Here is a 26991-nt window from a genome sequence, read left to right on the forward strand (position 1 = left end):
CGCGACGGGGTGGACGTGCGGGGCGCGGTCGCCGAGCGCGACGGGGCGATCCGGGCGCAGGCCGAGGCGCACGCCGACGTGCCCGTCAAGCAGGGGATCGTCAACACCCGCCAGGAGGCCGTCACCGGCCTGGAGACCGAGGTCGCGAAGGGCCCCGGCCTGATCGAGGCGGCCGACGCGAAGGCCGAGGCCGACGCGCGGGCCGCGCGCGAGGCGGCGGAGGCGACGGCCGCCAAGCAGGGCGAGCTGCGCGCGGCGCAGGAGGCGCTGCGGGCCGCCGAGGCCGACATCGCGGCGAAGGCGACCGCGGCGCAGCACCCGGACAGCTCGGAGGCGTCCGTCATCGCGCTGAGCGAGGCGGTGCTGCGCAGGCCGGGCCTGCAAACCCGGGTCGACGAGCTGGGCGCCGAGGTCGAGGCGCTCCAGGGCAGGCAGACCGAGGCCGAGGGCGTCCGCGACGGCAGCCGGGCCGAGGCCGACCGCCTCCGGCAGCAGCACCGGGACGACGTCGCGGCCCTGGGGAGGGCTCGGGAGGCCCTGGGCTCCGCGCGGACCGAGCTGGAGAACGCCGAGGGCCTCGCGACCACGCGGGACTCCGCGGCCGAGACCGCCGCGAAGGTCGCCGACGAGCGGGCGGCCCAGGTCGTGGCGAACGCGCTGAGGACCAACCTGCTGAAGGCGCAGATCGCCAAGGTCGAGGCCACCCTCGCCACCGAGCGCGCCAAGTCGGACGTCAAGCAGCTGGAGTGGTGGCAGGCCAAGCGGGACGTCGAGGCGAAGGTCGACGCGTACAACGACGCGCGCGCCACGCCGCCGACGACCGACGGCGGGACGCCGCCCGCGCCGCCCGCGGGCACGGTGGTGGAGACCCCGGCGCCGGCCCGCGAGCCGGAGGGCGTCGCGCGGGAGCCGCACGGCAAGGACCCGATCTCCCCGGAGGAGCGGGCGGCGGTCGAGGGCGCCGTCCGCGAGGCCGACCTGCGCGAGGCGCGCGAGGCCGCCGAGCGCAGGGCCGACGAGATCGCCGCCAGCACCACCGACAAGGGCAAGGCCCCGGCGGACCCGATCCCGCCCGCCGCGCCGCCGCGCGCCGGTCGGCCGGACCAGCCGGGCGCGACCCCGCCCGCCTCGGACCGCTCCGCCGACCACCGGTCCGGTCGCGAGCGCGCCTGGACCGGTGTCCCGCCCGAGGCGTCCTTCGACGTCGCCCCCGGCGGCAGGCTGGACGACGCGCAGCTCGCGAAGGTCGACGCGCTGGCCGCCGAGCTGACCGAGAGCGCGGGCAAGCGCGCGGCCAACGGCTGGCTGCCGCCGGTCGTGGCCGTGGACGGCGCGCACGCCGCCGAGGTCGCGAGCAGGCTGCGCGACGGCGGCGTGGACGCCCAGGTGCTGCCGGGCGGGTCCAGGGACGGCGCGGACGTGCGGGTCGACTACGACCTGCGCCGCGCCGACGGCTGGACCCCGCCGCAGGTCCCGCGCGGCGAGGTGGACCCCCGCGCGGCCCAGGTGAAGATCGACTTCCCGGACGCCGAGGGCGCGGCCTGGCCGACGTTCGCCAAGTCCGTGCTGGAGGACACCTCCTGGCGCAACAGCGCCGCCACGAGCGCGCCCTGGTTCGACGCGAAGGACCCGGCCACGCCCGAGCAGATCGCGCGCGGCAAGGCGACCGCGCCGATCACCTCGCGGATCCGGGGCGAGGACTCCGGCCTGATGGACAGCAGCCGGTGGGACGACCAGGGCCTGGACGCCCGGCCGTGGCGCGCGCGGGTCGCCTACGACACCCGCTCGTTCACCGTCGACGGCAAGCAGGTCAGGGACTTCGAGACCGTGATCTACCTCGACCCGTCCGGCCACCCGGCCGACGTGGTCGACGCGGTGAAGCAGCGGGCGGTCGAGGGCCTGGACCGCGTGTTCAACCGCGGCAACCGGCTCCCCGGCGGCGAGCAGTTCCACGGCTCCGTGCGGTTCACCGACAACCCGGCCGAGGCGCACAGCACGGTCTCGCTCGCCCCGGCGGGCACCCGGCCGAACCAGACCAGCTGGCCGGTCGACACCCCGCCCGGCGAGCTGGCGCACGAGATCGGCCACTTCTACGGGCTGCACGAGCAGTACCACACCAGCCGGGACGAGGACCCGAACGCCGAGAACCCGATCTTCAACCACCGGCAGGACGCGGCGCGCGTGCTCCGGGCCCCCGACGACCCGAGGCCGGAGGGCTTCACCGGCCCGCTGACCGAGGGCGTCAGCGGCCCGATGAACACCGGCCTGAACTCGCCGGACGCCAGGGTCCTGCCGTCGAACCTGTGGCTGATCGAGAGCCGGATGACCGCGCTGCAGGGCGCGCCGGTCTGGACGTCGCCGCTCGCGGACACCGCCCCGGTGCTGGACGCGCCCGCCCGCGTGGCGGACTCGTTCACCCGCGAGGTGTTCGCCGACCTGGACGCGCGCTTCCCTGCCGAGGCCACCCCGGCCGACCCGCGCAACTGGCTGGTCCCGCCGAACTACCACGACGGCGGGAAGTCGTTGTCCGCCAAGGAGCTGCGCGAGACCTACGGGATGCCCGAGGTCAACCAGCAGCGGTTCCAGCGCATGGCCGACCGGTTCGACCTGGTGTACGACGTGCGCCCGACGAACCCGACCGCCGCGCGCTGGCTGGCCGAGGGCGCGGTGCCCAAGCCGGTCGACATCAAGGCCAAGACGATCACCCCGGTGGACGTGGCGCTGGGCGCGAAGGCCGAGCACGTCGGCCTGGTCGGCTTCTTCGAGCCGCGGCAGCCGGACGTGTCGGCGCTGAGCGCGACCGACGCCCAGGTGGTGCGCGACCGGTACGAGAGCAGGCTGGAGGAGTTCAGGCAGCTCTCCCCGGTCATGGCCAAGCACGCCGAGAACGGGAAGTTCACCGTCTCCCCGGACGGGGTCGTGCAGCAGGTGACGGCGGACGGCCCGAAGCACATCACCGGCGACCACGACGTGTACAACGTGCGCCGCCCGGACACCGGCGAGCAGCTGACCGCCTACGCGTACGACCTCGACGTGTACCGGTTGACGCACAACGACATGGGCGTCCAGCACGGCGCGCACATGTACTGGGAGCCGACCGACGCGTTCGGCCGGAAGATCTTCAGCGACATCGTGACGCGGCACCAGGGCGTCGAGCCGCTGATCCGGTTCGCGCCGGGGCAGCCGCCGGTGCTGGTCAACGCCGACCCGCTGGCCCGCGCGGCCACCGGGGCCGTGCCGGACGTGGAGATCACCCCGGCGCGGCGGGACAGCCTCGCCCAGGACGCCGAGTCCGCCGTGGCGGCGGTGCTCGACGCGGACGCCACCCGGCGGCCGAGCCTGGTCAACCAGGGCCCGGACTTCCCGAGGACGCGGCTCGACGCGTTCCGGAACTTCCTGTCCGCCCGCGAGGCGCACGCCGAGGCGGTGCGCGACGCCGAGCAGGCGTACGCGGACTTCGTCGCGGAGGGCTTCCAGCACCGCGACCGGCTCGGCGCGGCGTGGGACAACGCGGCCATGACCTCGGTGGAGCGCGACCGCGCGGCGGCCGACCTGCGCGAGTGGGGCAACGACCCGGTGCGGACGCTGGAGGTCCTGGCGGCCACCACGCCCGAGGGCACGCCGCTGCCCAGCCGCAGGCCGTCCGACGCGCCGGACAGCAGGCTCGCCCGCGACCGGGCGGCCTGGCGCACCCCGGTCCCCACGGACGGCGCGCGCACCCCCGACGCGGAGCGCGCGCCGGGCGCGCCGACCCCGGACGCGGCGAGCACCGCCGACGCGCGGAGCGCGGTCGACCCGCTGGGCCAGGACCGCTCGGACCGCCCCGGCTCGCGCTCCAACCCGGAGCCGGTCGCGCCGAACGCCCCGTGGAAGCGCAAGCCCGCGGCCCCGGTGATCCCGCTGGTGCCGATGCCGCCCGCGAGCACCGGCCAGGTGCTCACCGGCCGCGACCTGCCCGCGTTCGTGCAGTCCAACGAGGCGCTGGGCTCGATCGTCGCCGGTGACGTGCGCGGCGCGGCCGACGTGGCCGCCTCGCTGGGCAACGCCCGGCCGCAGGACGTCGAGGCGGTCACCAGGACGCTGGAGACCGAGTTCGAGACCTTCCTCAAGGGCGGTCGGAACTTCCAGGTCCAGATCGGCGGCAAGTGGCACGAGGCGAACGTGCGGGCGCACCTGCGCCCGACCGAGGCCCCGGCCGCGCTGCCGGTGACCGACGCCGACGCCGACGCGACCGCCGTGAAGCCGGAGGACGAGGGGAAGCCGAAGAAGACCGAGCACAAGGTCGACGTCGCCAACCAGTCCGGCCAGTCCGCGTCCACCACCAACGCGCTGACCACCGCGAACGACATCAGCGGCGGCGTGACGATGGGCGTGCTCGCCGGGCCGTACGGCTCGGTGGCGGGCAAGGCGCAGCTGGCGACGCCCGCCGTGACCCAGGGCTTCTCGGTGTCCACCGCCGACCAGCGCGCGGTGCGCTCCGGCGAGCAGGCGCAGGCCGTGCGCGCCGAGGTCGAGTACACCGTCACGCTCACCGACGCGTCGGGCAACATCTCGTCGCCGCCGTCGGTCGAGGGCAGCGTCGAACTGGTGGTGCCCGAGGACCTCGGGCTGCTCGCCTCGTCCGGCAAGACCGCGCCGCGCGTGGCGCTGACCGACCCCGACGTGGGCGCGAAGCTCGACCACCTGGTGGCCGAGGCCATCACGGGCGTGGACGCGAAGGTGGCGTTCGGCGACGTCGCGGCCAAGCTGCACCCGTCGATCACCAAGATCGGCTCGCCGGGCCGGACCGCGCTGCAGGACTTCCTGAGCGCGGGCTCGATCCGCTCCCACCTCGGCCCGATGCTGAACGGCTGGGTGACCTCGCCCGACCTGGTCAGCCCGGACGGCAGCACGGGCGGCGCGGTGCAGATGACCGCGCGCCTGCGCAGCGCCGAGCTGGTCGGCGCCAACGACAAGACCTCGCTGCGGGTGCAGGAGACCACGACGACCGGCAACAGCCTGTCGGCGAGCACGAAGGCGGGCTTCGACGCGACGGCGGGCGTCGGCGGGATCATCGGCCAGCCGGGCACGCTCACCGGTCAGATCGGCGTCACCGGCACCTACTCGGCGCGCACCGCCGAGGGCTCGTCGGCGGGCGTCAGCGCGATGAACCGGGGCGGGCTGACCGTCAAGGGCGAGGTCGGCCTGTACCAGGTCGAGGTGGACGTCGAGGTCCGCACGCCCAGCGGCGAGAACGTCGTCGTGCCGGTGACCGCGCACGTGCGGGTGGGCCTGCCCGAGGCCGCCGCGCAGGGCCTGCCCACGCCCGAGGGCGCCACCCCCGAGCTGGTCAAGCCGGACACGGCGGGCACCAGGCACGCGCCGCCGTACCTGGCGGACGCGCTGGCGGCCGGTGACGGCCGGGTCGGCTCGTTCACCGCAGCCAACCAGGTGCAGCCGCAGGTCGAGCAGGTCCTGCGGGACCTGCCGGGCTTCGCGAAGTTCCTGCCCGACTGGAACTCCGACTCGACCAGGCCGGGCGACCGCAAGGCGCACCGGTACGAGGACACCGCGCTGCGCCTGGACAACCAGCGCAAGCTCGCCCAGCTGTCGCCGACCGCGCTGCGCAGCAGCATGGACAGCCTGGTGGGGCCGGGCGTGCAGGTGCAGCTCAAGCACCAGAGCAAGACCACCGACACCTACGTCAACATCGAGGTGCGGGCCAAGGTCTCCAACACCGCGCACCTCGGCGAGGCGGCCGACCGGAACGTGCGGGCGGCCAACAGCACCAGCCCGAAGCTGGACAGCTCGACGTCGACGACGAAGGGCTTCAGCGCGGGGCTGGAGGGCCGGGTGAACGCGCCGTGGAAGAGCACGACGGCCACGGTCACCCCGACCCCGCAGGCCGGGATCAGGGGCACCTACAGCAAGACGGACAAGAACAGCGCGGGTCCGGCGGTCACCAGCTCGTCCACGGCGGGCGGCTCGCCCGACGCGCACCTGTTCGAGTCGGACGTGGAGTTCGAGATCGTGGTCTCGACCTTCACCCGGCCGAGGTCGTGGGTGCGACGGGTGACGCCGGGCTCGCCGTTCCTCCAGGTGCCGGAGCCGAAGGTGGTCGCGCGCACCGGGACGGCGACGCCGCCCCCGGCCGCGCCGAACGCGACCGCCGCGCCGACCGCCGCGCCGAACGCGGGCACGACCGCGGGGACGACGCCGAACACGACGCCGGGTACGGCCGCGACCCCGGCCACCGCGCAGCCCGCCGCCCCGACCGCGACGCCCGCCGCCTCCCGGCCGGGTGACGCGCCGAAGGTGCTCACGCCGATCACGGGCAAGGTCACCACGTGGCTGCCCGACGGCGTCGTGATGAAGTCCGACCCGAAGGGCTTCACCCCCGGTCCCGCGGCGCCGAAGGCGATGGCCGAGCCGCCGTCGATCGGCGAGCTGGTCGGCCGCGCGGCGCAGGAGCGCGCCGAGGCGCCGGAGCTGCTCAGGGTCGAGGCGTTCACCGGGGCCAAGGCCCTGCGCGACGAGGCGATCAAGGTCGTCGACCGGGCGGCGAACGGCGACACCGCCCTCACCCAGCCCGGCACCGCCTCGCGGGCCCAGCTCGACCGGCTGTTCGCGCCGGAGAACCTGAAGGCCAACCTGCAGAAGCTCGTCGAGCAGGGCGTGCAGGAGCCCGCGCTGCGCTACGACCGGCGGATCACCGACCGGACCGGCGCGCTCGGCATGACCGTGAAACTGGGCAGGCCGAAGCTGGTGTCGATCTCCGACACCACCCCGGCCGACCTGAGCGTCAGCGGCGGCTACAAGGCCGGCTACACCAGCAGCACCGCGAAGTCGGTGGACCTGACGGCGGGCATCGCGGTCTCCGCGCGCCCGGCCCCGGTCCCCGCTCCCCCCGGCACGGCCGCCCCGGTCTCGGGCCTGGCCGGTCCGGCCGTCACCGGCCGGTACACCGTGTGGGGCAAGTCCGAGACGCAGGGCTCGGAGCTGGCGGGCAACGTCGACCGCACCACCTCGCACCCGGACAGCGCGCGCACCGTGCTCGTGCAGTTCGACGCCGACGTGGCGCTGGTCGCCGAGAGCCAGAAGGTCAACGTGATCGCGGACGGGCGGCTGCGCACGGCGGGGGTGGACGTCTCGCTGCCCGGCGCGGTGTTCGCCAGGGTCACCGAGGCCGAGGCGCGCAAGCTGGGCGTGCTGCCCGAGCCCACCACGCGCGACCTGCCCACCGTGGACCGGCACCTCGCGCCGCCGAGGACGCTGGCCGCCGGTGAGCCCGGCGCGCTGGGCCTGAGCGCGCTGGAGACCCCGCCGGACCTGTCCGGCGAGGTGAAGGCGCTCATCGACGCGGTCAACGCGAAGACCGGGAAGCTCGTGGGCGACGCGCTCGTGCCGGACTCGGTGCTGCGCGACTCGATGAACAACCTCCAGCGCCTGGCCGACTTCACCTCGCCGACGAGCGTGAAGGCGCTCATCGACGGCGCGCTCGACGGCGGCGTGCCGCTGCTGCTGCACCAGCCGGGCGTGTTCGGCAAGGACACCTTCCAGGTGACGCTGAAGGCGAAGGCGGGCACGCCGAAGTTCGTGGACGTGGTCAACGACGGGGTCGGGATCGACCACTCGGTCGGCGGCTCCAGCAAGACCTCGTCCGGCTTCGGCCGGGACAGCGGTTGGGGCGTCGGCGTGCGCACCAACGGCACCGTGATCCCCGGCAGCGCGCACCCGACGGTGTCCGGCAACACCGGCGCGTTCGTCTCGGCGAACATCGGGCAGTCCAAGAGCACCTCGGTCAACACCTCGCTGACCACCCAGTTCAGCGCCTCGCACAGCGGCGGCGGGCCTGCGGCGCGCTACGACGTGCCGGTCGAGTTCGAGCTGGTGGTGGAGAAGGGCGACCAGGTCGTCGCGACCGCCACCGGGCAGCCGCAGGACCTGAGGCTGCGGGCGTTCGCGGACAACCAGCGGATCGCGGGCGGCCCGGCCGCCGCGCCGTACGCGTCGACCGCGACCAAGCGCCCGGCGAGCCAGGGCGCGGCGGACGCGGTCGCGGCGTGGCAGAAGGCGGGCGGCGCGGTCGCGCTGCCGCCGACCGCCACGGTCGAGAGCCTGCGGGGCGCGCGGGACCTGCGCGAGGCGGCGCTGACGGCGCTGCGGGGCGCGGGCGCCAAGGACGGCATCACCGGCAAGGGCACCGGCACGCTGAACACGCTGTACTCCGCGCTGGCCTCGGAGACCCTGCAGCCGCACCTGCCCGGCATGACCGGCGGGGCGCTGGAGGTCCCGGCGCTGCACGAGGCGGCGCTGCTGCTGAGCCAGCACGCGGACGTGAAGGTCTACGCGCGGGTCGCCAACCCGAACCTGAGCAGCGTCAGCGACGGCGTCGGCATGGGCGGCTCCCAGGGGCAGGCGTACGCGAGCACCGGGGACGCGAAGGTCGCGATGGCGGCCGACGTGTCGGTCGGGGCGGCGGCGGGCACCGTGCTGATCAAGCAGGGCGCCGATCCGGCCAACACGATGAACCCGTCGTTCAGCGGCGTCGAGGTGAAGCGGTCCGCCGAGGACTCGCAGGCGCTGTCCGGCGGCCCGACCGACACCCGGTCCGCCGACCGCAAGCCGCAGGGCACGTCCGGCCTGGTGGACTTCGACGTGGAGTACCGCGTCGTGGCCACCGTGGACGGGCGCACGTCCGTGGTGGACCTGTCGGTGCCGGGGTCGGCGTCGCTGCGGGTGCCCGCGGCCGAGGCCGAGATCCTGCTGGGCCAGCGGTTCGGCGACGGGCTGGACAGCGCGCAGGCCGAGGTCAAGAAGGCCGACGAGGCGTGGCGCGAGGCCGAGAAGGCGGTCGAGAAGGCCAGGCACGACGCGCAGGACAAGATCAACGAGGCGGCGCCGGTGCTGGCGGCGGCCCGCGCCGACCAGGAGGCCGCGCGGATCAGGCAGGTCGGGGCCGGGACGCGGCTCCGGGACGAGGGCGCGGTGCTCTCGCGTGCCGAGCAGGCCGAGGCGGATGTCCGGGCGGTGCGGGACGCCGAGGCCGAGCGGGTGGCCGGGCTGCGGGAGCGGGCGGAGTCCGAGCGGGCGCTGGCCGTCGAGGCGGCGGACGCGCGGGCGCGCGCCGAGGCCGAGCTGGTCGAGGCGAACCGGTCCCTGGCGGACCTCGGCCACGCGGCCGACCTGTCCCGGCCGACGGGCGAGGTGGTCGCGCGGCTGCGCGGCACCCTGGACGTCGTCGCGCCGACCCTCGGTCGGACCGGGGCGGCGCTGGAGGCCGCGCGGGCGCGCGGCGAGGACGTGTCGGCCCTGGAGGCCGCGCACGCGCTGGCGGAGCGCCGGGTGCGGCTGGTGGAGGCGGCCCTGGACCGCGCCGAGGCCGCGCAGCGGGCGGTGCGGGAGGCCCGCGCCGCCGAGGACCGGGCGGAGGACGCCGAGATCGCGCTGGCCGAGGGTCGCGGGGTGCTGGAAGCCCGGTCCGACGCCCTGGCCGAGGCCGAGCGGGCGACCGCCGAGCGCCGGGAGGCGGTCACGCGCGCCGAGGGGCAGCGGGACGCCGAGGGCGCCGCGGTGGTGGCCGAGCTGGCGAAGCAGGTCGCGCAGCAGGCCCTGATCCGCGAGGTCGAGGCCGAGCTGCACGAGAAGCGGGCCGAGGCCGCGCTGAAGCGCGACGAGTGGTGGGCGGCGAAGGTCGCGGTGGAGCAGCAGGTGGACGCGTACAACGCCGCCCGCACCGCCCCCGTGGCCCCGGCCCTGCCGCCGACCGCGCCCACCCAGCCGGGCGGCGGCACGCCGCCGGGCGCCGGGGCCACGGGCGACGGGGCCCCGGCGGTCGTGACGCCGGAGTCGAACGGGACGGCGGTCACCAACGGCACTGCGGCTGCCAACGGGGCAGCGGCCACCAATGGGACGCCTGCCACGAACGGGACGGCGCCCGCCAACGGGGTGCCCGCTTCCAACGGTGCGGCGGTCTCCAATGGGGTGCCCGCTTCCAACGGGACGCCGGTCTCCAACGGGGTGCCCGCTTCCAACGGTGCGGCGGTCTCCAATGGGGTGCCCGCTTCCAACGGGACGCCGGTCTCCAACGGGGTGCCCGCTTCCAACGGGACGCCGGTCTCCAATGGCGCGCCGGTCTCCAACGGGGCGGCGGTCTCCAAGGGGACGCTGACGCCCGCCCCGCTGGTGTCCAACGGCGAGATCCCGAGCACCGCGCTGACGGCCGACGTCACGCCGGTGAGCGGTCCGCTCACCCCGGTGGCCACCGAGCCCCAGCCCCAGTCCCAGTCCCCGGCGGAGCGCTCCCCGAGCGCCGAGCGCGCGGTGGCGGGAACGGGCCGCCCCGCGACGGGCTTCACCCCGATGGCGACCATCCAGGAGGAGTTCGACACCGAGTTCGCCGAGTTCGAGACCACCCTCACCGGCGCCTCGCCGGTGGAGACCGGTGGAACGGCTGCCACCGACCAGGTGAGCGCCGGTCTTCGCGAGGGCGACGGCCTCGACGCCGCGAACCAGCTGCCCGAGCGGTCGTTCGCGGTCGAGCCCGACGGCGGCTTCGACCCGGCGCGGGTGACCGCGCTGGCGGCCGACCTGCGGAAGACCAACGCCGTGCGCGAGCGGCAGGGGTACGAGTCGGTCGTGGTCACCGTGTCCGGGGCGCAGGCGGGTGAGGTCGCGGGCGCGCTGGCGCTGCACGGGATTCGGGCCACCGGCGTCGAGGGCGGTCGCGCGGACGGCACCGACGTGCACGTCGACTGGGAGCTGAGCAACCCGGCGCCCACCCCGGACCCGGTTGTCGCGGACACGACCACCCCGGACGTGGCTGCCACGGACACGGCTGTCACGGACGCGGTTGCCACGGACGCGGCCACTCCGGACGCGGTTGCCACGGACGCGGTTGCCACGGACGCGGTTGTCGCGGACACGACCACGGACGCGGTTGCCACGGACGCGGTTGTCGCGGACACGACCACCTCGGACGCGGTTGTCGCGGACGCGGCCGTCGTCGAACCGGCGGCCGTCGAACCGGCGATCACCGAACCGGCGGCCGTCGAGCCCGCTGCCGTCGAGCCCGCCGACGCCGAACCGGCCGTCGAGGGCGCGACCGTCGCGGGCTCGGTCGTCGAGGACGCGGACGTCGAGACCTCCGCCGACGACCAGGCGACCGGCGCCCCCGCCACCGAGACGCCCACCGAGTCCCCCTCGGCGACCGACCCGGTCGCCGAGACGCCCGCGGTCGCGCCGGTCGCGGTCCCGCGCGGGCCGGTGGAGCCGTTCACCGCGCCGCGCAGCCCCCGGTTGTCCCCGTCCGCGTTCGGCTCGCTGAGCCTGCTCCCGCCGTCCTGGGCGGACCAGCAGGCCTTCTCCGACCCGATGGACCTCGACACCGCGCCCGCCAGCCCGGCCAAGGACCAGGCCGACCCCGACGTGATGGACCTCGACCCGGTCCCGACCGCCGCCGAGCGGAAGGCCGAGCGCAACCGGGCGGCCATCGCGCTCGCCGCCCAGCTCAACGCCGAGCGGGTCGCCGAGCTGGCCGCCCTGGAGCAGCGGCACACCACCGAGGCGGCCACGGCGGTCGCCGAGCTGGACGCCCGCCTCGCGCAGCAGCGGGGCACGGCGCTGGCCGAGCTGGGCGCGCGGCACGCCGCCGAGATCGGGCAGACCGAGCAGGCGGTGCTCGCCGGCCAGCAGCAGGAGCTGGCCAACGCGGTCGCCGCGTTCACCGCCCGCCAGTCCGCCGACTACCAGCGGGCGAGCCAGGAGCTGGGCAACCGGCAGCAGGCCCACCGCCAGCAGGTCGTCGCCGAGCTGGGGCGCCACCAGCAGGAGGACGCGCAGCGGGCCCGGATGTGGATCCAGCAGCAGGTCACGCAGGCCCCGCCGGGGATGTTCGACCCGAACCGGGCGTGGAACGACGTGATGCAGCGCCACAACGCGGAGCGGCAGCAGCTCGAACAGCGGTTGACCGCCGAGCAGAACGCCGAGCGCCAGGAGGCGGAGCGCCAGGTGCTGATGCGCCAGGCGGGCGAGCGGCAGCGGTTCGAGCAGGACACGCAGCAGGCTCAGGAGGCGCACCGGCAGCGCCTCGGCCAGGAGCTGATGGCCAGGCACGCCGCCGAGCGCGCCCAGGCCGAGCAGGACGCCGACAACGCGTCGGCGGACGAGCGCAAGCTCCTGCAGGACACCCTGGCGGCCGAGCACAAGGCGGCCGAGACGGCGCTGAAGGCCGACCTGGACGCGCGGCACGAGCCGAGGCACCAGGCCGAGCTGGCCAAGTGGCTGCCCAAGGGCGTCGTGCACCTCGGCGCGTTCCCCGACATGGTGTCGGCGCGCGCCTGGACCGAGCAGCACGTGCCCGGCCTCGCGGTGGTGAACCGGGACCCGTTCGACGCGAAGATCCCCGGCCACAACTACAACTGCACGCGCTGCGTGGTGGCCGTGCACCGCACCATGCACGGCGTGCCGACGTCGGCCCCGCCGATGTCCGGGCCCACGACGGACCCGTACGTCCAGCGGGAGGCGGGCGCCGAGCTGGTGGACGTGGAGAGCTTCCACGACCTGCTCGACTACCTGCAGGGCGGCGTCGGCAGGCACATCACGGTCGCGGTCACCCGGTACGACGGGACGGCGCACGTGACGAACGCCTGGAACGCCGCGGGCACGCTCGTGACCTACGACGGGCAGAGCCACCTCCCCGGACGGTTCGACCGGGACGCGAAGCTGATCCAGTACATCCCGCTGCCCGACCTCCCGGTCACCGGCGGCCAGAGCACGACGGGGCAGGCGTGACACAGGCACGGAGCACGGCCGAGCGGTGGCTCGACCACGTGTACGGCGGCGCGGTGGAGCCCTCGGGCGACGCCGTGCTGGTGACGCCCGCCCACACCGTGTTCGGCTGCCGCTACACCGGGTCGGACGAGCCGATGCTGGCCGCCGCGCTGGCGGTGCCCGGCGACGGCGGGCAGCCGTTCCCGCTGCCGAACGACGACCCGTTCTCGGTGCTGGACCTGGTCGACGGGCAGCCTGCGGCGCGCGCGATGACCGACCCGGCGGACTGGGTGTGGCGGCTGAACGCGCGCGGCTCGGTGGTGGCGGTGGACGCGCTGGTGGACCGCAGGCCCGCGTCGGTGGTGCCGTGGCGGCCGGAGCACGAGCTGCCCGGCTGGTGGGACCGGTTGCGGGCCTGGCACTTCCCGCACGCCGAGGTGTCGGCGGTCCCGGACTGGGAGGCGGCGGTCGCGGCGCTGCGCGACGGCGGCGAGGACACCAGGGGCGTGGTGTGGGTGCGCCGGGAGCTGGCGGGCGCCGAGGTGACCGGGCACCTGCTGTACGCGCACCACGGGCCGGACGGCGTGGTGGTGCTGGACGGGATGCGCGGCGGCCCCGCGGACCTGGAGGTGGTGGCGGTCAAGGAGCTGGTGCTGGCCCGCTTCCACCGGCCGCGCCCGCCGGTGGAGCTGCTGGGGTTCGAGGCGGCGGTGCGGCGCGCCGAGGAGCACCTGGCGCAGGCGTACGGGGCGGGCGAGGTCGTGCTGGTGGACCCGTCGCCGGAGGACGAGCTGAGCCGGGGCTGGCTGTTCGCCTGCACGACGGCCGCCTACCGGGACTCCGACGACCTGCGGTACCAGATGCTGGACGCCGCGCTGGTGGTCCCGAAGGAGTCGGACCGGGCGCCGTTCGCGCTGCCGAACGCCGACCCGTGGCCGTGGTTGGAGCGCTGGGACGCCGGTGACGCGGCGGGCCTGGACGCGCCGCCCGCGCCGTCGCACGCGGCGTGGATCGGGCACACGGCGGCGGAGCTGGGCCAGGTGACCGGGGTGAGCACGCACCTGGGCTGGGCCGGGGTGTTCGGCGAGTTCGCGGGCATGGAGGTCGGGCGGACCGCGCTGGTGTGGGTGCGCCGCAGGGACCGCAGGGGCCGGGAGACGGTGGGGCACCTGCTGAACGGGCGGCGCGCGGAGGGCGGGGTGCAGCTCGCGGACGGGACGCGGCCGGAGCCGCCGGTGCTGACGGACGAGGGGCTGCTGGGCCTCCACGTGATCCACTACCGCTAGTCGCGGGGGTTCCCCCGGCTCGTGGAAAAAATTGTCTCGTTCGAGCGACTAGCATGGGTGCAGATCCAGTACTACCTCCGTACCTCCGGTGCCGCCTGGAAAAGCTCGGGCGCCCGCGGGGACGGCGCTAGGCGACCCGGCAGGCGTGGTGGGGACCGAGACCAACAGCACATCCACTTCCCGGTTCATCGAAGGCAAAATGCCCCCGGTGACCGACGCCCACGGCTCGCGCCGCCGCACGGCGGACGCGGGCGCGACAACGCAGGGGGGACGGGCCGCGCCCTCCCGCCAGCCGTGGGCGCCCGCGACCGCGGGCGTTGACGCTGAGTCACCGACTCGGCAACTGGCGTCATCCGGACAGGGTGAACGCGCCGCGGCGGGCCGTCAGGCTGCCGGAAGCCGGACCCCTACGTCTGGCCAGCACCAGGCGACGACGCACCTGCCGAAGTCGGGTCAGGTCGCCTCCGGCGCGACCGGGCAGCCCACCGGGGACGGCTCGATCGCCGCGCGGGCCACGCCCCGGCGCGCCACCGCCCCCCAGCCCACCGCCACCACGACACCCGCCGCAGGCCACGCCTCAGCAGGCCCCGTCTCAGCAGGTCACGCCACCGCAGGCCACACTTCAGCGGGGCGCGCTTCAGCGGGGCGCGCCTCGGCAGCGCCCACCCCCTCGGCGTCCACCCCCTCGGCCCCCGCCTCCTCGGGGCTCACCTCCTCGGGCCACTTCCCCGCAGGCCAAGCCTCCACAAGCCAAGCCTCCTCGGGCCACCTCTCCGCGGGCCCCGCCTCCTCCGCGCCCACGGCCGCCTTCGCCGCGCAGCCCGCCGCCCCCGCCGCCCCCGCCACCGCGCCGGGCGCCGCCTGGTTCGCCCCGGAGTCCCCGGTCCAGCCCGACTCCATCGCCGAGGTCCGCGCCGCCACCCCCGCCACCGCCTGGGTGCGCGGCGACGGCGACGGCCCGCAGGAGGTGCCGGTCACCACCCCGGACGGCGCCACCGGCTACCCGTGGCGCGGCCCGATCGCCTGCGACATCAGGGACTTCACCGCCGACGGCTCCCCGGTGCGCGACTTCACCGTGCGCCTGCACCTGGACACCCTCGCCCCCGACCTGGAGGCCCGCGCCTGCCTGGGCGTCGAGGAGCTGTTCAACCGGGGCAACCGGCTGCCCGGCGGCGAGCAGTTCCACGTCACCGTCGAGTTCACCGACAGCCCCGCGTCCGCGCACGCCAGCATCGTGGTCACCGACCGGGGCCGCCCCGGCCAGCTGACCTGGCCGTCCGGCACCGGCAGCCGCAGGCTCGCCCACGAGGTCGGCCACTTCCTCGGCCTGCCGGACACGGCGGGCACCGCGCCCAGCGCGGTCGGCGAGCTGCGCCCGGCGGACCTGTGGCTGGTCGACCACCTGACCCGCGCGATGGCGACCGCGACCGAGCCGGTCAAGGGCGGGTGGGGCGCAGGCGACGAGCCGCAGGAGCAGCGGCTCACCCCGCAGCGGCTGCGCGACGAGTTCGGCGTTCCCCCGGTGGACCAGCTGCGGTTGCAGGCGCTGGCGAAGAACACCTCGCTGAGCTTCGACGTGCCGACCGCGAACCCGGACGCGCTGGCCTGGCTGTTCCAGGGCGCCGTGGTGCGCCCGGAGGGCCTCGGCGGGCGCACCGTCACGGACCTGGACCTGCACCTGGGCGCGCGCCCGGAGACCATCGGCCTGCTCGCGCACTTCTCCCCCGCCCCGCCCGGCGAGCTGTCCGGGTTGGACCCGGCGACCGTGGAGCGGGTGCGGCAGCGGCACAGCACGCGCGTCGAGGAGCACGCGGCGCAGGAGGCCGAGTTCGCCGACCAGATCGCGTCCGGCTGGGTGCGGCTGCGCGAGGGCGGTGTCGTCGAGGTCGCCACGACCGAGGGCTTCCGGCCCGCCGTCGACCTGAACGACGCGTTCCACCTGCACCTGGCGGGCAGCGCCGACACGCTCGTGGTGGACGACCGGGAGCTGGCCGCGCTGGTCCCCGGCAGGCACCAGCGCGGCGCGTACCGGGTGGACGACCGGGGCACGGCGACGCCCGTGCTGCCCGCGACCATGGCGCAGAACCCGATGCTGCGGTTCCGGCCGAACGCGCACCCGACGCTGGTGCCGCCCGGCGAGGAGCTGGCGGTGACGGCGGAGCGGCTGCGCGCCGAGGGCGGCGAGCTGAGCCTGGCGGTGCTGGAGCTGCCGCTGGCACCGCACCGGCTGGCGACGCTGCTGCACGAGGCGCACGGCATGGCGGTCCGGTTCGGCGGCCCCGGCTCGGCGCCCGCCGTGCCGGACGTGGCGCACCTGGCGCTGGTGCTGCACGACCAGGGCGGCACGGCCGCCGAGGCGGCGGCGCGGGCGCTGGCGACGACGGCCGAGGACCGCGACGCGCAGCCGGTGAGCACGGGCCTGATCGGCGCGGTCGGCTCGGGTGGCCGCCCGGCCAACAGCGAGGACGGCAACCTGGCCGAGGTGCGCCCGGTCGCGGTGTCGTTCCCGAGGGGCTCGGCGGTGCCGGAGCTGGGCGCGGAGGCCGCGATGGAGCCGATCGCGCTGCGCCTGGCGCACTCGGCGGTGTGGCGGCACGCGAACGGGCTGGCGCCCGCGCGGATCACCGTCACCGGCTACGGCAACACCGTGCCGGGCGTGTTCGGCAACGCGGTGGAGACCGGCCAGGCCCGCGCGGACGCGGTGACGAACCTGCTGCGGCTGCTGGTGTCCCGGCAGCTGCGCAGGCTGGTCGGCACCGGGTCGGCGGCGCCGCTGCCGGAGATCAGCGCGGTGTCCGGCGGCGACGACCTGTCCGGGGCCGCGCACGACGAGGGCGAGCCGGAGCCGGAGCGCCGCCGCCGCGCGGTGATCGCGGTGGCCCCCGCGCCGGTGGCCCCGAAGGAGTCGACCGAGTCGGTCGACGTCCGGCACGCGATCAGCGCGACCGAGCGGCGGCTGGTGGTGGCGAGGGCGCTGCTGGCGACCGGCCGCCGGGAGCTGGCGCTGCTGGACACGACGCTGCGCGCGCGGGTGGAGACGCTGCTGGTGGCAGGCGCCGGTCGGCACAGCGCCGACCTGAGCGGGCCCGGCGCGGAGCGGGTCGTGCTGGCCGAGCGGGTCGCGGGCCTCGAGCACGGGCTGGAGCGGGAGAACGCGCTGCTGGGCGTGTGGCGCAGGCTGCTGGAGCAGATCCGCTCCGGCGGGCTGGTGGCGCCGCGCGGGCCGTCGGCGGCGCACCGGGTGCTGGAGTGGGCGCAGCGGGTGGGGGCGGTGCGGGACGCGCTGGCCGACCCGGACGCGCGCGGGCACCGGGACCAGACCGTGGCGCAGCACCTGGGGCGGGTCGCGGACGTGCTCGACGGCAGGCCCCGCCTGTCGCCGGGCGGCAGGCTGATCCCGGCGGCGTCCGGGGTGGACCGGTTGACGCCGCCGCAGCGCGACGCGGTGGCGCTGGCCGCCGCGGTGGACGGTGCGGCGGCGGACATGGCCGCGGCGTGGCGGGACGTGCCGCTCAAGCCGGTGCTGGCCAGGCAGGTGCTGCGGGCGGGCGTGCCGAGGCTGCTGGAGGGCGACGGGTCGCCAGCGGGCAAGGAGGTCGTGCGGCTGGCCGTGGCGCTGGTGTCGGACGACCCGCTGCGCGCGCACCTGGCCGGGGCGCTGGACGCGACCACGGCGGCCACCAGGGTGGTCGCGGTGGCCGAGCAGGCGGGCATCGCGCCGGTGGAGGCGTTCGACCTGCTGCGGCTGCGCTGCGAGGCGGAGCTGCTGGCCGAGGCGTGGGGCGAGGTGTACGCGGGCGTGCTGCGCCCGGAGGCCGGGGAGCGCGGCGGGTTCGCGCTGGCCGCCGACGTGGACCCCGGTCCGCGCCCGGAGCGGCTGCGCAGGCTGGTGCACGTGGTGCGGGACGCGCTGGGCGCGGGCGGCGAGAACGGGCTGCTGGCGCTGTCCCCGGCGGCGGCCGAGGTGCTGCGGGAGCTGCGGGAGGCGCTGCCGAGGACCTCGTCGGCGCAGTCGCGCGAGTCCGGCGCGCCGGGGCGGACGTCGACCGACCCGGACGTGGTGCCGTTCCCCGGCTCGCCCGCGGCGGGCGCGCTGACGCCCCGGCAGCACCTGCTGCTGCGGTCGGTGCGGCTGCGCAGCGGGACGGGCGCGGAGGCGCTGCGGCAGGAGGTGCTGGCGCGGCTGTCGCCGCTGTGCGGCAACCAGTTCCCCGAGGCGGTGCTGGAGCGGGTGGAGGACTGGTTCGCGACCGCGCCGATCACCGTGACGCTGCGGGCCCGCGAGGTGCTGGCGGCGGACGCGGGCGGGGCGCTGCGGCTGCGCGGGGCCCGGTTGCCGGTGCCCGCCGAGGCGGGGCTGCGCCGGGTGGACCGCAGGAGCCTGGAGGGGTTGCGGGAGAGCGGGTTCGACCTGTCCGGGCCGCAGGCGACGGCCGAGCGGGCGCGGCGGCGGGCGGCGCACCTGGAGCAGCTGCTGGCAGGCGACCACGCGTTCGCGTTCTGGACCGCGCCGGGCGGGCAGGTCGGGCCGGTGGGGCGCTACGAGTGGGACGCGCAGTGCGTCGACCGGCGGGAGCTGGGGCCGCTGGTGGGCGAGGCGACCGGGCTGGTGCACCCCGACCACGCGCACGCGCTGCGGCTGCGGGCGGACCCCGTGCGGGGCGAGGCGCACCTGCTGCTGAAGCCGGAGGCGCGGCGGCGGGCGTACTTCAGCCACACGGGGCGGGGCGCGCCGACGTCGAGCCCGGTGGAGCTGCTGCACGCGCTGCTGTCCGAGGGCGGGGTGGGCGAGCGGCACGCGCGCGCGGTGCTGGCGGCGGCCACCGGCCAGCGGCCGGAGCGGCAGGGCGCGCACGACGCGGTGTGGCGGGCGACGGCCCCGGTGATCGCGGCGCACGTGTGCGGCGGGATCGACCTGTCGCGGGACGTGGAGCGGTTGGCGCTGCCCTCCAGCGGTCTGGACAAGTCGACGACCACGAAGCTGCGGTCGGTGGCGGGCGCGCACGGCGTCCCCGTGGTGGAATACGACCCGGAGGGCCGGTAGGCCCTCCGGCGCTGCGCGACGATCCGTTCACCCTGGAGGTGAGCGTCACCCTCCGGTGGGGTAAGGGAGAACACGGAAAGCCACCACGCCGTGTCTCGTCAGTCACAGACAGGTCCGACTATTGGGACGCTTGCCTCTTGCGCGACTAGCATCCCGTGCGTCAAGGTCCCGCCCACCTCGGCTCACGGGACCAATCCACCACTGACGCTGGAGGCCGTGAATGGCCGGCACCACCGCAACCGGGCGGGCGGGCAGCTCCCGTGGAGGCGGAACGCTCTACCGAGGCGACTTGGGCATGTGGTCCTGGGTCGCCCACCGCATCACCGGCGTTCTGACCTTCTTCTTCTTGTTCGTGCACGTTCTGGACACCGCGCTCGTGCGGGTGTCCCCGAACGACTACGACGCGGTCATCGAGACCTACAAGACCCCGCTGGTGAACCTCTTCGAGGTCGGCCTGGTCGGCGCGGTCCTCTACCACGCCCTCAACGGCGTCCGGGTCATGCTGGTCGACTTCTGGGCCAAGGGCCCGAAGCACCAGCGCGCGATGCTGTGGACCATCCTCGGCATCTGGGTCGCGGTCATGATCCCCGGCACGTACTTCATGATGGTCCGCACGGTCACCGAGATGTTCGGGGGTCACTGATCATGAGCGAACTGGCTCTCGACCGCCCCCGCACCCCGCGCAGGCCCGCGGCGCGGCGCAACAACTTCGAGCTCTACAGCTGGCTGTTCATGCGCCTGTCCGGCGTGGCGCTGCTCGTGCTGGTGCTCGGCCACCTGTTCATCATGAACATCCTCGACGGCGGCGTGCACCGGATCAACTTCGGTTTCGTCGCGGGCCGCTGGGCCTCGCCGTTCTGGCAGATCTGGGACCTGGCCATGCTGTGGCTCGCCCAGATCCACGGCGGCAACGGGCTGCGGACGGTCATCAACGACTACGCCCGCAAGGACGCCACCCGCTTCTGGCTGAAGATGCTGCTCTACGTGTCGATGGTCCTGATCATCGTGACGGGGACGTACGTGGTGTTCACGTTCGATCCCGGCATCGCCACCACCAACTGACCCGGCGCGGGAGCACACCGACATGCAGTTCCACAAGTACGACGTCGTGATCATCGGGGCTGGTGGCGCGGGTATGCGCGCCGCCATCGAGTCGGGCCAGCGCGCCCGCACCGCGGTGCTCACCAAGCTCTACCCCACCCGGTCCCACACGGGCGCCGCGCAGGGCGGCATGTGCGCCGCGCTGGCGAACGTGGAGGAGGACAACTGGGAGTGGCACACCTTCGACACGATCAAGGGCGGCGACTACCTGGTCGACCAGGACGCCGCCGAGATCATGGCGAAGGAGGCCATCGACGCGGTCCTCGACCTGGAGAAGATGGGCCTGCCGTTCAACCGGACGCCCGAGGGCAAGATCGACCAGCGCCGGTTCGGCGGGCACACCCGCAACCACGGTGAGGCCGCCGTGCGCCGCGCCTGCTACGCCGCGGACCGCACCGGTCACATGATCCTGCAGACGCTGTACCAGAACTGCGTCAAGCACGGCATCGAGTTCTACAACGAGTTCTACGTCCTCGACATCTGCCTGACCGAGACCGAGGACGGCCCGGTCTGCACCGGCGCCGTGGCGTACGAGCTCGCGACCGGCGAGATCCACGTGTTCCAGGCCAAGTCGGTCGTGTTCGCGACCGGCGGGTTCGGCAAGGTCTTCAAGACCACCTCGAACGCGCACACCCTGACCGGCGACGGCATGGGCATCGTGTTCCGCAAGGGCCTGCCGCTGGAGGACATGGAGTTCTACCAGTTCCACCCGACCGGCCTCGCGGGCCTGGGCATCCTGCTCACCGAGGGCGCGCGCGGCGAGGGCGCGATCCTGCGCAACGCCTCCGGCGAGCGGTTCATGGAGCGCTACGCCCCCACCATCAAGGACCTGGCGCCGCGCGACATCGTCGCCCGGTCGATGGCCCTGGAGGTGCTGGAGGGCCGGGGCGCGGGTCCGAACAAGGACTACGTGCTGCTGGACTGCACGCACCTGGGCGCCGAGGTCCTGGAGACCAAGCTGCCCGACATCACCGAGTTCGCCCGCACCTACCTGGCGGTCGACCCGGTGACCGAGCCGGTGCCGGTGTACCCGACCGCGCACTACGCGATGGGCGGCATCCCCACGAACGTGCTGGGCGAGGTGCTGCGGGACAACGACAACGTGATCCCCGGCCTCTACGCCGCGGGCGAGTGCGCGTGCGTGTCGGTGCACGGGGCGAACCGCCTGGGCACCAACTCGCTGCTGGACATCAACGTGTTCGGCCGCCGCGCGGGCATCGCCGCCGCCGAGTACGCCCTGGCGCACGAGCACGTCGACCTGCCGGAGAACCCGGCGGCGGGCGTCGAGGCGCAGGTGGCGCTGGCCCTGTCCGAGCACGGCCACGAGCGCGTCGCGGACATCCGCACCGAGCTCCAGGCCACCATGGACGCGAACGCGTCGGTGTACCGCACCGAGGACACGCTCAAGACGGCGCTGAACGACGTGCAGGCGCTGAAGGAGCGGTACCAGCGGATCACCGTGCAGGACAAGGGCAAGCGGTTCAACACGGACCTGCTGGAAGCCGTCGAGCTGGGCTTCCTGCTGGAGCTGGCCGAGGTTCTGGTCGTGGGCGCGCTCGCGCGCAAGGAGTCCAGGGGCGGGCACGCCCGCGAGGACTACCCGACCCGCGACGACACGAACTTCATGCGCCACAGCATGTACTACAAGCAGGGTGAGGGCATGTCCGCCGAGATCAGGCTGGACTACAAGCCCGTCACGTTCACCCGGTACCAGCCGATGGAGCGCAAGTACTGATGACCGCTACCGCTGAGGTTTCCACGGGTTCGCGCGGCTCCCAGCCCCCGGTGCCGGACGGCGCGATCACCGTCACGCTGAAGGTCCGCCGGTTCAACCCGGAGTTCGACGACGAGCCGCGCTGGGACTCCTTCGAGATCCCCGCGCTGCCGTCCGACCGGGTGCTGAACCTGCTGCACTACGTCAAGTGGTACATCGACGGGACGCTCACGTTCCGCCGGTCGTGCGCGCACGGCATCTGCGGCTCGGACGCGATGCGGATCAACGGCGTGAACCGCCTGGCGTGCAAGGTCCTGCTGAAGGACCTCATGCCGTCGGGCGGCAAGCCGACCACGATCACCATCGAGCCCATCAAGGGCCTGCCGGTCCACAAGGACCTGCTGGTCGACATGGAGCCGTTCTTCGAGGCGTTCAAGGCGGTCAAGCCGTACCTGGTGACGTACGGGAACGAGCCGACCCGCGAGCGCATCCAGTCCATCGCGGACCGGGAGCGGTTCGACGACACGACCAAGTGCATCCTGTGCGCCTGCTGCACCACGTCGTGCCCGGTGTACTGGACCGAGGGCACGTACTTCGGCCCGGCGGCGATCGTGAACGCCCACCGCTTCATCTTCGACTCGCGCGACGAGGGCGCGGAGGAGCGGCTGGACATCCTGAACGACGTGGACGGCGTGTGGCGCTGCCGCACGACCTTCAACTGCACCGACGCCTGCCCGCGCGGCATCCAGGTGACGAAGGCGATCCAGGAGGTGAAGCGCGCGCTGCTGTTCAAGCGCGTGTGACGCCGAGGCGCGCGAGCGCCGCAGGAGCTTCCAGGGGGCGGCCCCGGTCCGATTCGGACCGGGGCCGCCCCCTCGGGGTTTCCGGGGCGCTGAGGACGGCTGAGGGGGTGGTGCGGGGCCGCTGACCACGGCCGCCCCGCTCCCCGAGCACGGCGAAGGCCCCGGAGCCTGTGCTCCGGAGCCTTCGCCGGTGTTCCGCCGCTCGGGGGCCCGCCGCTGGTGGGTTCTGCCGCCGGTGGGTCCGCCGGGGTGGTCGAGCTGCGGCGGTCCTGCTCGGGCCGGTCCTGCTCGGGTCAGTCCTGCTTGGGCCAGTCCGGCTTCGGGTCCGGCTCCGGGGCCGGGGCCTTGCGCTCGGGCGCCTCGTCGGGCTCGAACTGCTCGGCGGGCCAGCCGGGCACCTGGACGGCGCCCTCCCGGCGCACCGGCATGGTCCGGCCGCCCGGCGGCGCCACCGGCGGCTGGGGCTGGGCAGGCGGCTGCGCGGCTGGTGGCTGGGCAACCGGCGGCTGGGCGGTCGAGGGCTGAGCGGTCGGCGACTGCGTGGCCGGGGGCTGCGTGGCCGGGGGCTGGACAGTAGGCGGCTGGGGCTGCTGCCGCACCTCGCGGGTGGCCGGTTCCGGCTTGGGCAGGACAGGGTGCGACTGGGTCAGCTCGCGGGTCGCGTCCGACGGCGGCGACAGCCTCACCTCGCGGGTGACCGCCTCCGACCCCGGCGTCCGGGGCTGCGCGGGCGCGTCCTGCTGGGCGGCCCTCGCGGCCTGGTCGGCGGGCGACGGCGCCGGGGTCCCCGGCTCGGCCACCGGCGGCGTGCCGGTCTGGATCTTCGCCGTCTGCGGGCCCTGCGTGCTCACCCACTGGGTCGGCGCGGACGGACCGGTCGGGACCTGGCCCGCCGGGATCTCCCGGCTCGCCCTGCTCGGCGGCTGGCCCGGCTGCCCGGTCGGCGCCTGGCCCGCGGGGCCGTGGTCCGGGGCGGGTCGGCCGACCGGGAACTCACCGGGCGGCGGCGGGCCCGTGACGCCCGCCGGGCCCGAAGCCTGCGAACCAGCGCCCGGAGCACCGGCGCCCGGCGAAACCGCGCCGGCACCGGCCGTCCCAGTGCCCGGCGAAGCCGCGCCAACCGCGCCAGCACCAGCCGTGCCAGCACCCGGCGAGGCCGCGCCCGCCGCACCAGCGCCAGCCGCCCCCGCCCCCGGAGCCGCCGCTGCCGCCGCGCGCTTCGCGCGTGCCGCCCGTGCCCGCTTCGCGCGCAGGTACACCACCAGCCCGCCGAGCACCCCCAGCCCGGCGAGCGCCGTGAGCGGCCCGCCGACGTTGCCGAAGGCGCGGCCCATGGTGGACGTCGGCTCCGGGTCGCCCCCCTCGTCCGCGGTCTGCCCCGGCGCGGGCGCCGCGAGCGTCGGGTTGGCCGCCGTGGTCTTCCGCTTGGCCTGCGGGGCCCCGTCGACCAGCTTGCCGACGGTGGTGCTCGCGGGCAGCGAGAAGCCGTAGTCGAGCAGCCTCGCCGCCTGGTCGGTGGTGCGCAGGGGCTGCTGCTGGGCGCGCAGCAGCACGGCCACGAGCCGCCTGCCGTCGCGCTCGGCCGCGCCCACGTACGTGTGCTGGGCGTCGTCGGTGAACCCGGTCTTGCCGCCGAGCGCGCCCGCGTAGGAGGTCATCAGCCGGTTGTCGTTGATGACCGGCTTGGTGCCGCCCTCCTCGGCCGGGAACTCGATGCGCTGGGTGGCGATCGCCCTGGCGAAGTCGGGGTACTTCATCGCGGCGCGGAAGATCAGCGCCACGTCGTAGGCGGAGGTGCTGGTGCCGGGGGCGTCGAGCCCGGACGGGGTGATGGCCCTGGTGTCGCGGGCGCCCAGCTCGGTGGCCAGCGCGTTCATCTTGCGGATGGCGCTGGGCAGGCCGCCGAGCCGCCTGGCCAGCGCGTTGGCGACGTCGTTGCCGGACGCCATGACCAGCGACTGGAGCAGCTGCTCGACGGTGTAGGTGTTGCCCGCCTTCAGCCCGATGCAGGTGCACTCCTGCTCGGTGTCCTCCTCGATGGCGGTCATCTGCGAGTCCAGCGGCAGCTCCTTGGCCGCCACCATCGCCAGCAGGACCTTGATCACCGAGGCGGGCCGCTGCCTGCCGTGCGGGTCGTAGGCCGCGAGCACGGCTCCGCTGTCCATGTCCGCGACGAGCCAGGTCTTGGCCGTGATGCCGCTGGGCGCCCTCGGGGCCCCCTCGGGCAGCACGGGGCCGCACTCGCCCATCCGGTCACCCCCGATCGGCGGGTCGGGGACCTCCAGCGGTTCCGGTGGGCGGGCGCCGCTGGGCACATCCTCGGACGTGTCCACCGCCGGGGGCGGCGACACCCTGTTCTCGCACGTGGTCTGCTGCGCTGCCGCCTGCGGCGCGACGAGCGCGGCGTTGGCGAGCAGCGCGCACGCAGCCAGCACGAAGGCGGCTGCGGACCTTCGGGACGCGGGGGAACGCACCCGTCCAGGCTATCCACCCCGGTTGCGGGCGTCGCACCCACCACGTCGGATACTGAACGGGTGAAGCTCTCCCGAGGCACGTCCGCGTTCCTGCTGGCCTTCGGGATCTGGTCGTGGGTGATCTGGCCGAACTTCCTGCGCAACATCTGGAAGGACGAGCGCTCCTGGGACTCGGGGCCGACGGCGTTCTTCACCGTGCACCTGGTGCTCGTCATCGCGTCGCTGGTCTTCGGCACGATCATCGGCGTGCTCGGCGCGCGCGGCCTGCTGGCAGCCCGCCGCCGCTAACCCCCACCACACCTGGAGGCTCCACCGTGGACTTCGTCCGCCTGCTGCTGGTGTTCCTGCACCTGCTCGGCATGGGAATGCTCGTGGCCATGTTCTTCATCCAGCGGCGCGTCGGCGCGAACGGGCCGCTGAACAAGGGCTGGCTGCACGGCAGCGGGCTCCAGCTGGTCACCGGCGTCGCGCTGATCGGCCTCGCGCCGCTGACCGGTCGCGACTACGACGTCGTGAAGATGGGCGTGAAGCTGGCGCTGCTGGTGGTGCTGGCGGGCCTGGTCGCGGTGAACCTCAGCAAGAAGCAGGTCGCGACGTGGCTGGCCCCGGCCCTGGGCGGCCTGGTCGTGCTGGAGACCGCCGTCGCGGTGTTCTGGCGCTAGCGGGCCACGTCCGCCGGGCGCGAGCGGCACCCCGCCGCGCCCGGCCGCGACAGCCCGCCGCCGCGGCTCAGCGCCCCGGCGCCCGCTCCCGCGGCACCCACTCCCCCCGCGCCCGGCGCCCGCGCTCAGCGCCTGCGCCGGAACAGCGCCCCGATCAGCACCCCGGCCCCGAGCAGCCCGACCGTCGCGCCGGGCGTCGGCGCCTTCCGCAGCTCGACCACCGGCCGGATCACCGCCGGTGGCGGCGGCAGCGGCGGGTCGCGCAGCACGTTCTCCTTCGCCGTCGCGGTCCACGCGGCCATGAACAGCATGAACTGCGCCAGCAGGTTCGCGAACACCAGCACACCGATCAGCGGGCCGAACGCCAGGCCGGTCGGCGAGGTGCCGATGATCCCCAGGTAGATCGACCCGCCCTGCTTGAGCAGCTCGAACCCGACCGAGGTCACCGCCGCGCCGCGCATGGCGCTGCGCCACGACACCGGCTTGCGCGGCAGCTTCGCCAGCACCCACAGGAACACCAGCCAGTTCGCGGCCAGGCCGAGCACGATCGTGCCCGCCCGCAGCAGCGCCTCGGCCCACCACACGCCGTCCAGCCCGATCCCGCGCAGCACCAGGTGCGCGAACCCGCTGCCGACGGCGGTGATGCCGACCGACACCACCAGCGCGATCCCCAGCCCGATCAGCGCGAACAGGTCCCGCACGGCGGTCTTGACGATCGGCAGGTCGGCCTTCGGGTAGCCCCACTGGGCGGTGAGCGCGTCCCGCAGGTTCGTGATCCAGCCGATCCCGGAGTAGGCCGCGCCGAGCAGGCCGAACACGCCGACCGTGCCCTTGGAGTCGATGGCCTGCCCGACGACCTCGTTGAGCGTGTCGCCGAGCGAGCCGGGCACCGCCTCGGTGATCGCGCCGCGCAGGTCCTCCAGCAGGGCGGGCTGGGAGGTCAGCACGATGCCCGCGACGGCGAAGCCGATCATCAGCAGGGGGACCAGCGACAGGACGCTGAAGTAGGTGACCGCCGCCGCGTAGTGGGTGCCGTACCGCTCGGTGTAGCGGACGCCCGCCCTGATCACGTGGTCGAGCCACGGGTACCGGGCGCGCAGCCGGTCGATCTTCGACTCCGCCGCGTCCGGCTTCGATTCCGCCACGTCCGCAAGCTA

General features: G+C 75.1%; 12 protein-coding genes (1 of these 12 only partly in view). 9 read left to right on the top strand and 3 right to left on the bottom strand.

Features of this window, described 5'->3' with window-relative positions:
* Both CNX65_RS31685 and CNX65_RS31690 read left to right on the top strand, forming a co-directional pair.
* Window positions 1-12771, top strand: the 3' portion of a protein-coding gene (locus tag CNX65_RS31685) for a toxin glutamine deamidase domain-containing protein (protein WP_096497017.1). The gene continues 15609 nt to the left of window position 1, outside the view; the window shows 12771 of its 28380 coding nt (coding positions 15610-28380); the start codon falls outside the window, past its left edge; it ends in the stop codon at window positions 12769-12771.
* Complete coding sequence (locus CNX65_RS31690) at window positions 12768-14036, top strand: YrhB domain-containing protein (RefSeq protein WP_096497018.1); 1269 nt, start codon at window positions 12768-12770, stop codon at window positions 14034-14036. The genes CNX65_RS31685 and CNX65_RS31690 overlap by 4 nt, the downstream gene beginning before the upstream one ends.
* Before the next feature lie 600 nt (window positions 14037-14636).
* On the opposite strand, the gene CNX65_RS31695 is transcribed toward CNX65_RS31690, so the two are convergent.
* On the bottom strand, window positions 14637-15014 hold the full coding sequence (locus CNX65_RS31695; RefSeq protein WP_157767923.1) for a hypothetical protein: 378 nt from the start codon (window positions 15012-15014) through the stop codon (window positions 14637-14639).
* On the opposite strand from CNX65_RS31695, the gene CNX65_RS31700 reads away from it, so the two are divergent.
* From CNX65_RS31700 to CNX65_RS31720, 5 genes are all read left to right on the top strand, one after another.
* Entirely contained in the window at window positions 15004-19080 is a 4077-nt protein-coding gene (locus CNX65_RS31700; protein WP_157767924.1) for a hypothetical protein, read from the top strand. The two genes, CNX65_RS31695 and CNX65_RS31700, sit on opposite strands and share 11 nt — an antisense overlap.
* Before the next feature lie 220 nt (window positions 19081-19300).
* A complete protein-coding gene (gene sdhC, locus CNX65_RS31705; RefSeq protein ID WP_015805146.1) occupies window positions 19301-19723 on the top strand; it encodes a succinate dehydrogenase, cytochrome b556 subunit in 423 nt (140 codons plus the stop codon).
* Window positions 19724-19725: 2 nt separating this feature from the next.
* Window positions 19726-20142, top strand: a complete 417-nt coding sequence (locus tag CNX65_RS31710) for a succinate dehydrogenase hydrophobic membrane anchor subunit (protein WP_015805147.1) — start codon at window positions 19726-19728, stop codon at window positions 20140-20142.
* 22 nt (window positions 20143-20164) lie between these two features.
* On the top strand, window positions 20165-21916 hold the full coding sequence (sdhA, locus tag CNX65_RS31715) for a succinate dehydrogenase flavoprotein subunit (protein WP_096497021.1): 1752 nt from the start codon (window positions 20165-20167) through the stop codon (window positions 21914-21916).
* Window positions 21916-22698, top strand: a complete 783-nt coding sequence (locus CNX65_RS31720; RefSeq protein WP_096497022.1) for a succinate dehydrogenase iron-sulfur subunit — start codon at window positions 21916-21918, stop codon at window positions 22696-22698. The genes sdhA and CNX65_RS31720 overlap by 1 nt, the downstream gene beginning before the upstream one ends.
* Window positions 22699-22991: 293 nt before the next feature.
* Here CNX65_RS31720 and CNX65_RS36510 read toward each other — a convergent pair whose 3' ends face one another.
* Complete coding sequence (locus CNX65_RS36510; RefSeq protein ID WP_096497023.1) at window positions 22992-25172, bottom strand: D-alanyl-D-alanine carboxypeptidase family protein; 2181 nt, start codon at window positions 25170-25172, stop codon at window positions 22992-22994.
* A 60-nt stretch (window positions 25173-25232) separates the two neighbouring features.
* Here CNX65_RS36510 and CNX65_RS31730 point away from each other — a divergent pair, with 60 nt between their 5' ends.
* Window positions 25233-25460, top strand: a complete 228-nt coding sequence (locus CNX65_RS31730) for an SCO4848 family membrane protein (RefSeq protein ID WP_096497024.1) — start codon at window positions 25233-25235, stop codon at window positions 25458-25460.
* A gap of 26 nt (window positions 25461-25486) precedes the next feature.
* On the top strand, window positions 25487-25834 hold the full coding sequence (locus CNX65_RS31735; protein ID WP_096497025.1) for a hypothetical protein: 348 nt from the start codon (window positions 25487-25489) through the stop codon (window positions 25832-25834).
* A 125-nt stretch (window positions 25835-25959) separates the two neighbouring features.
* Here the strand turns inward: CNX65_RS31735 and yhjD are convergent, their stop codons facing one another.
* Entirely contained in the window at window positions 25960-26979 is a 1020-nt protein-coding gene (gene yhjD / locus CNX65_RS31740) for an inner membrane protein YhjD (protein ID WP_096497026.1), read from the bottom strand.
* Window positions 26980-26991: the final 12 nt, after the last annotated feature.

Source organism: Actinosynnema pretiosum, from assembly GCF_002354875.1.
Lineage (GTDB): Bacteria > Actinomycetota > Actinomycetes > Mycobacteriales > Pseudonocardiaceae > Actinosynnema > Actinosynnema auranticum.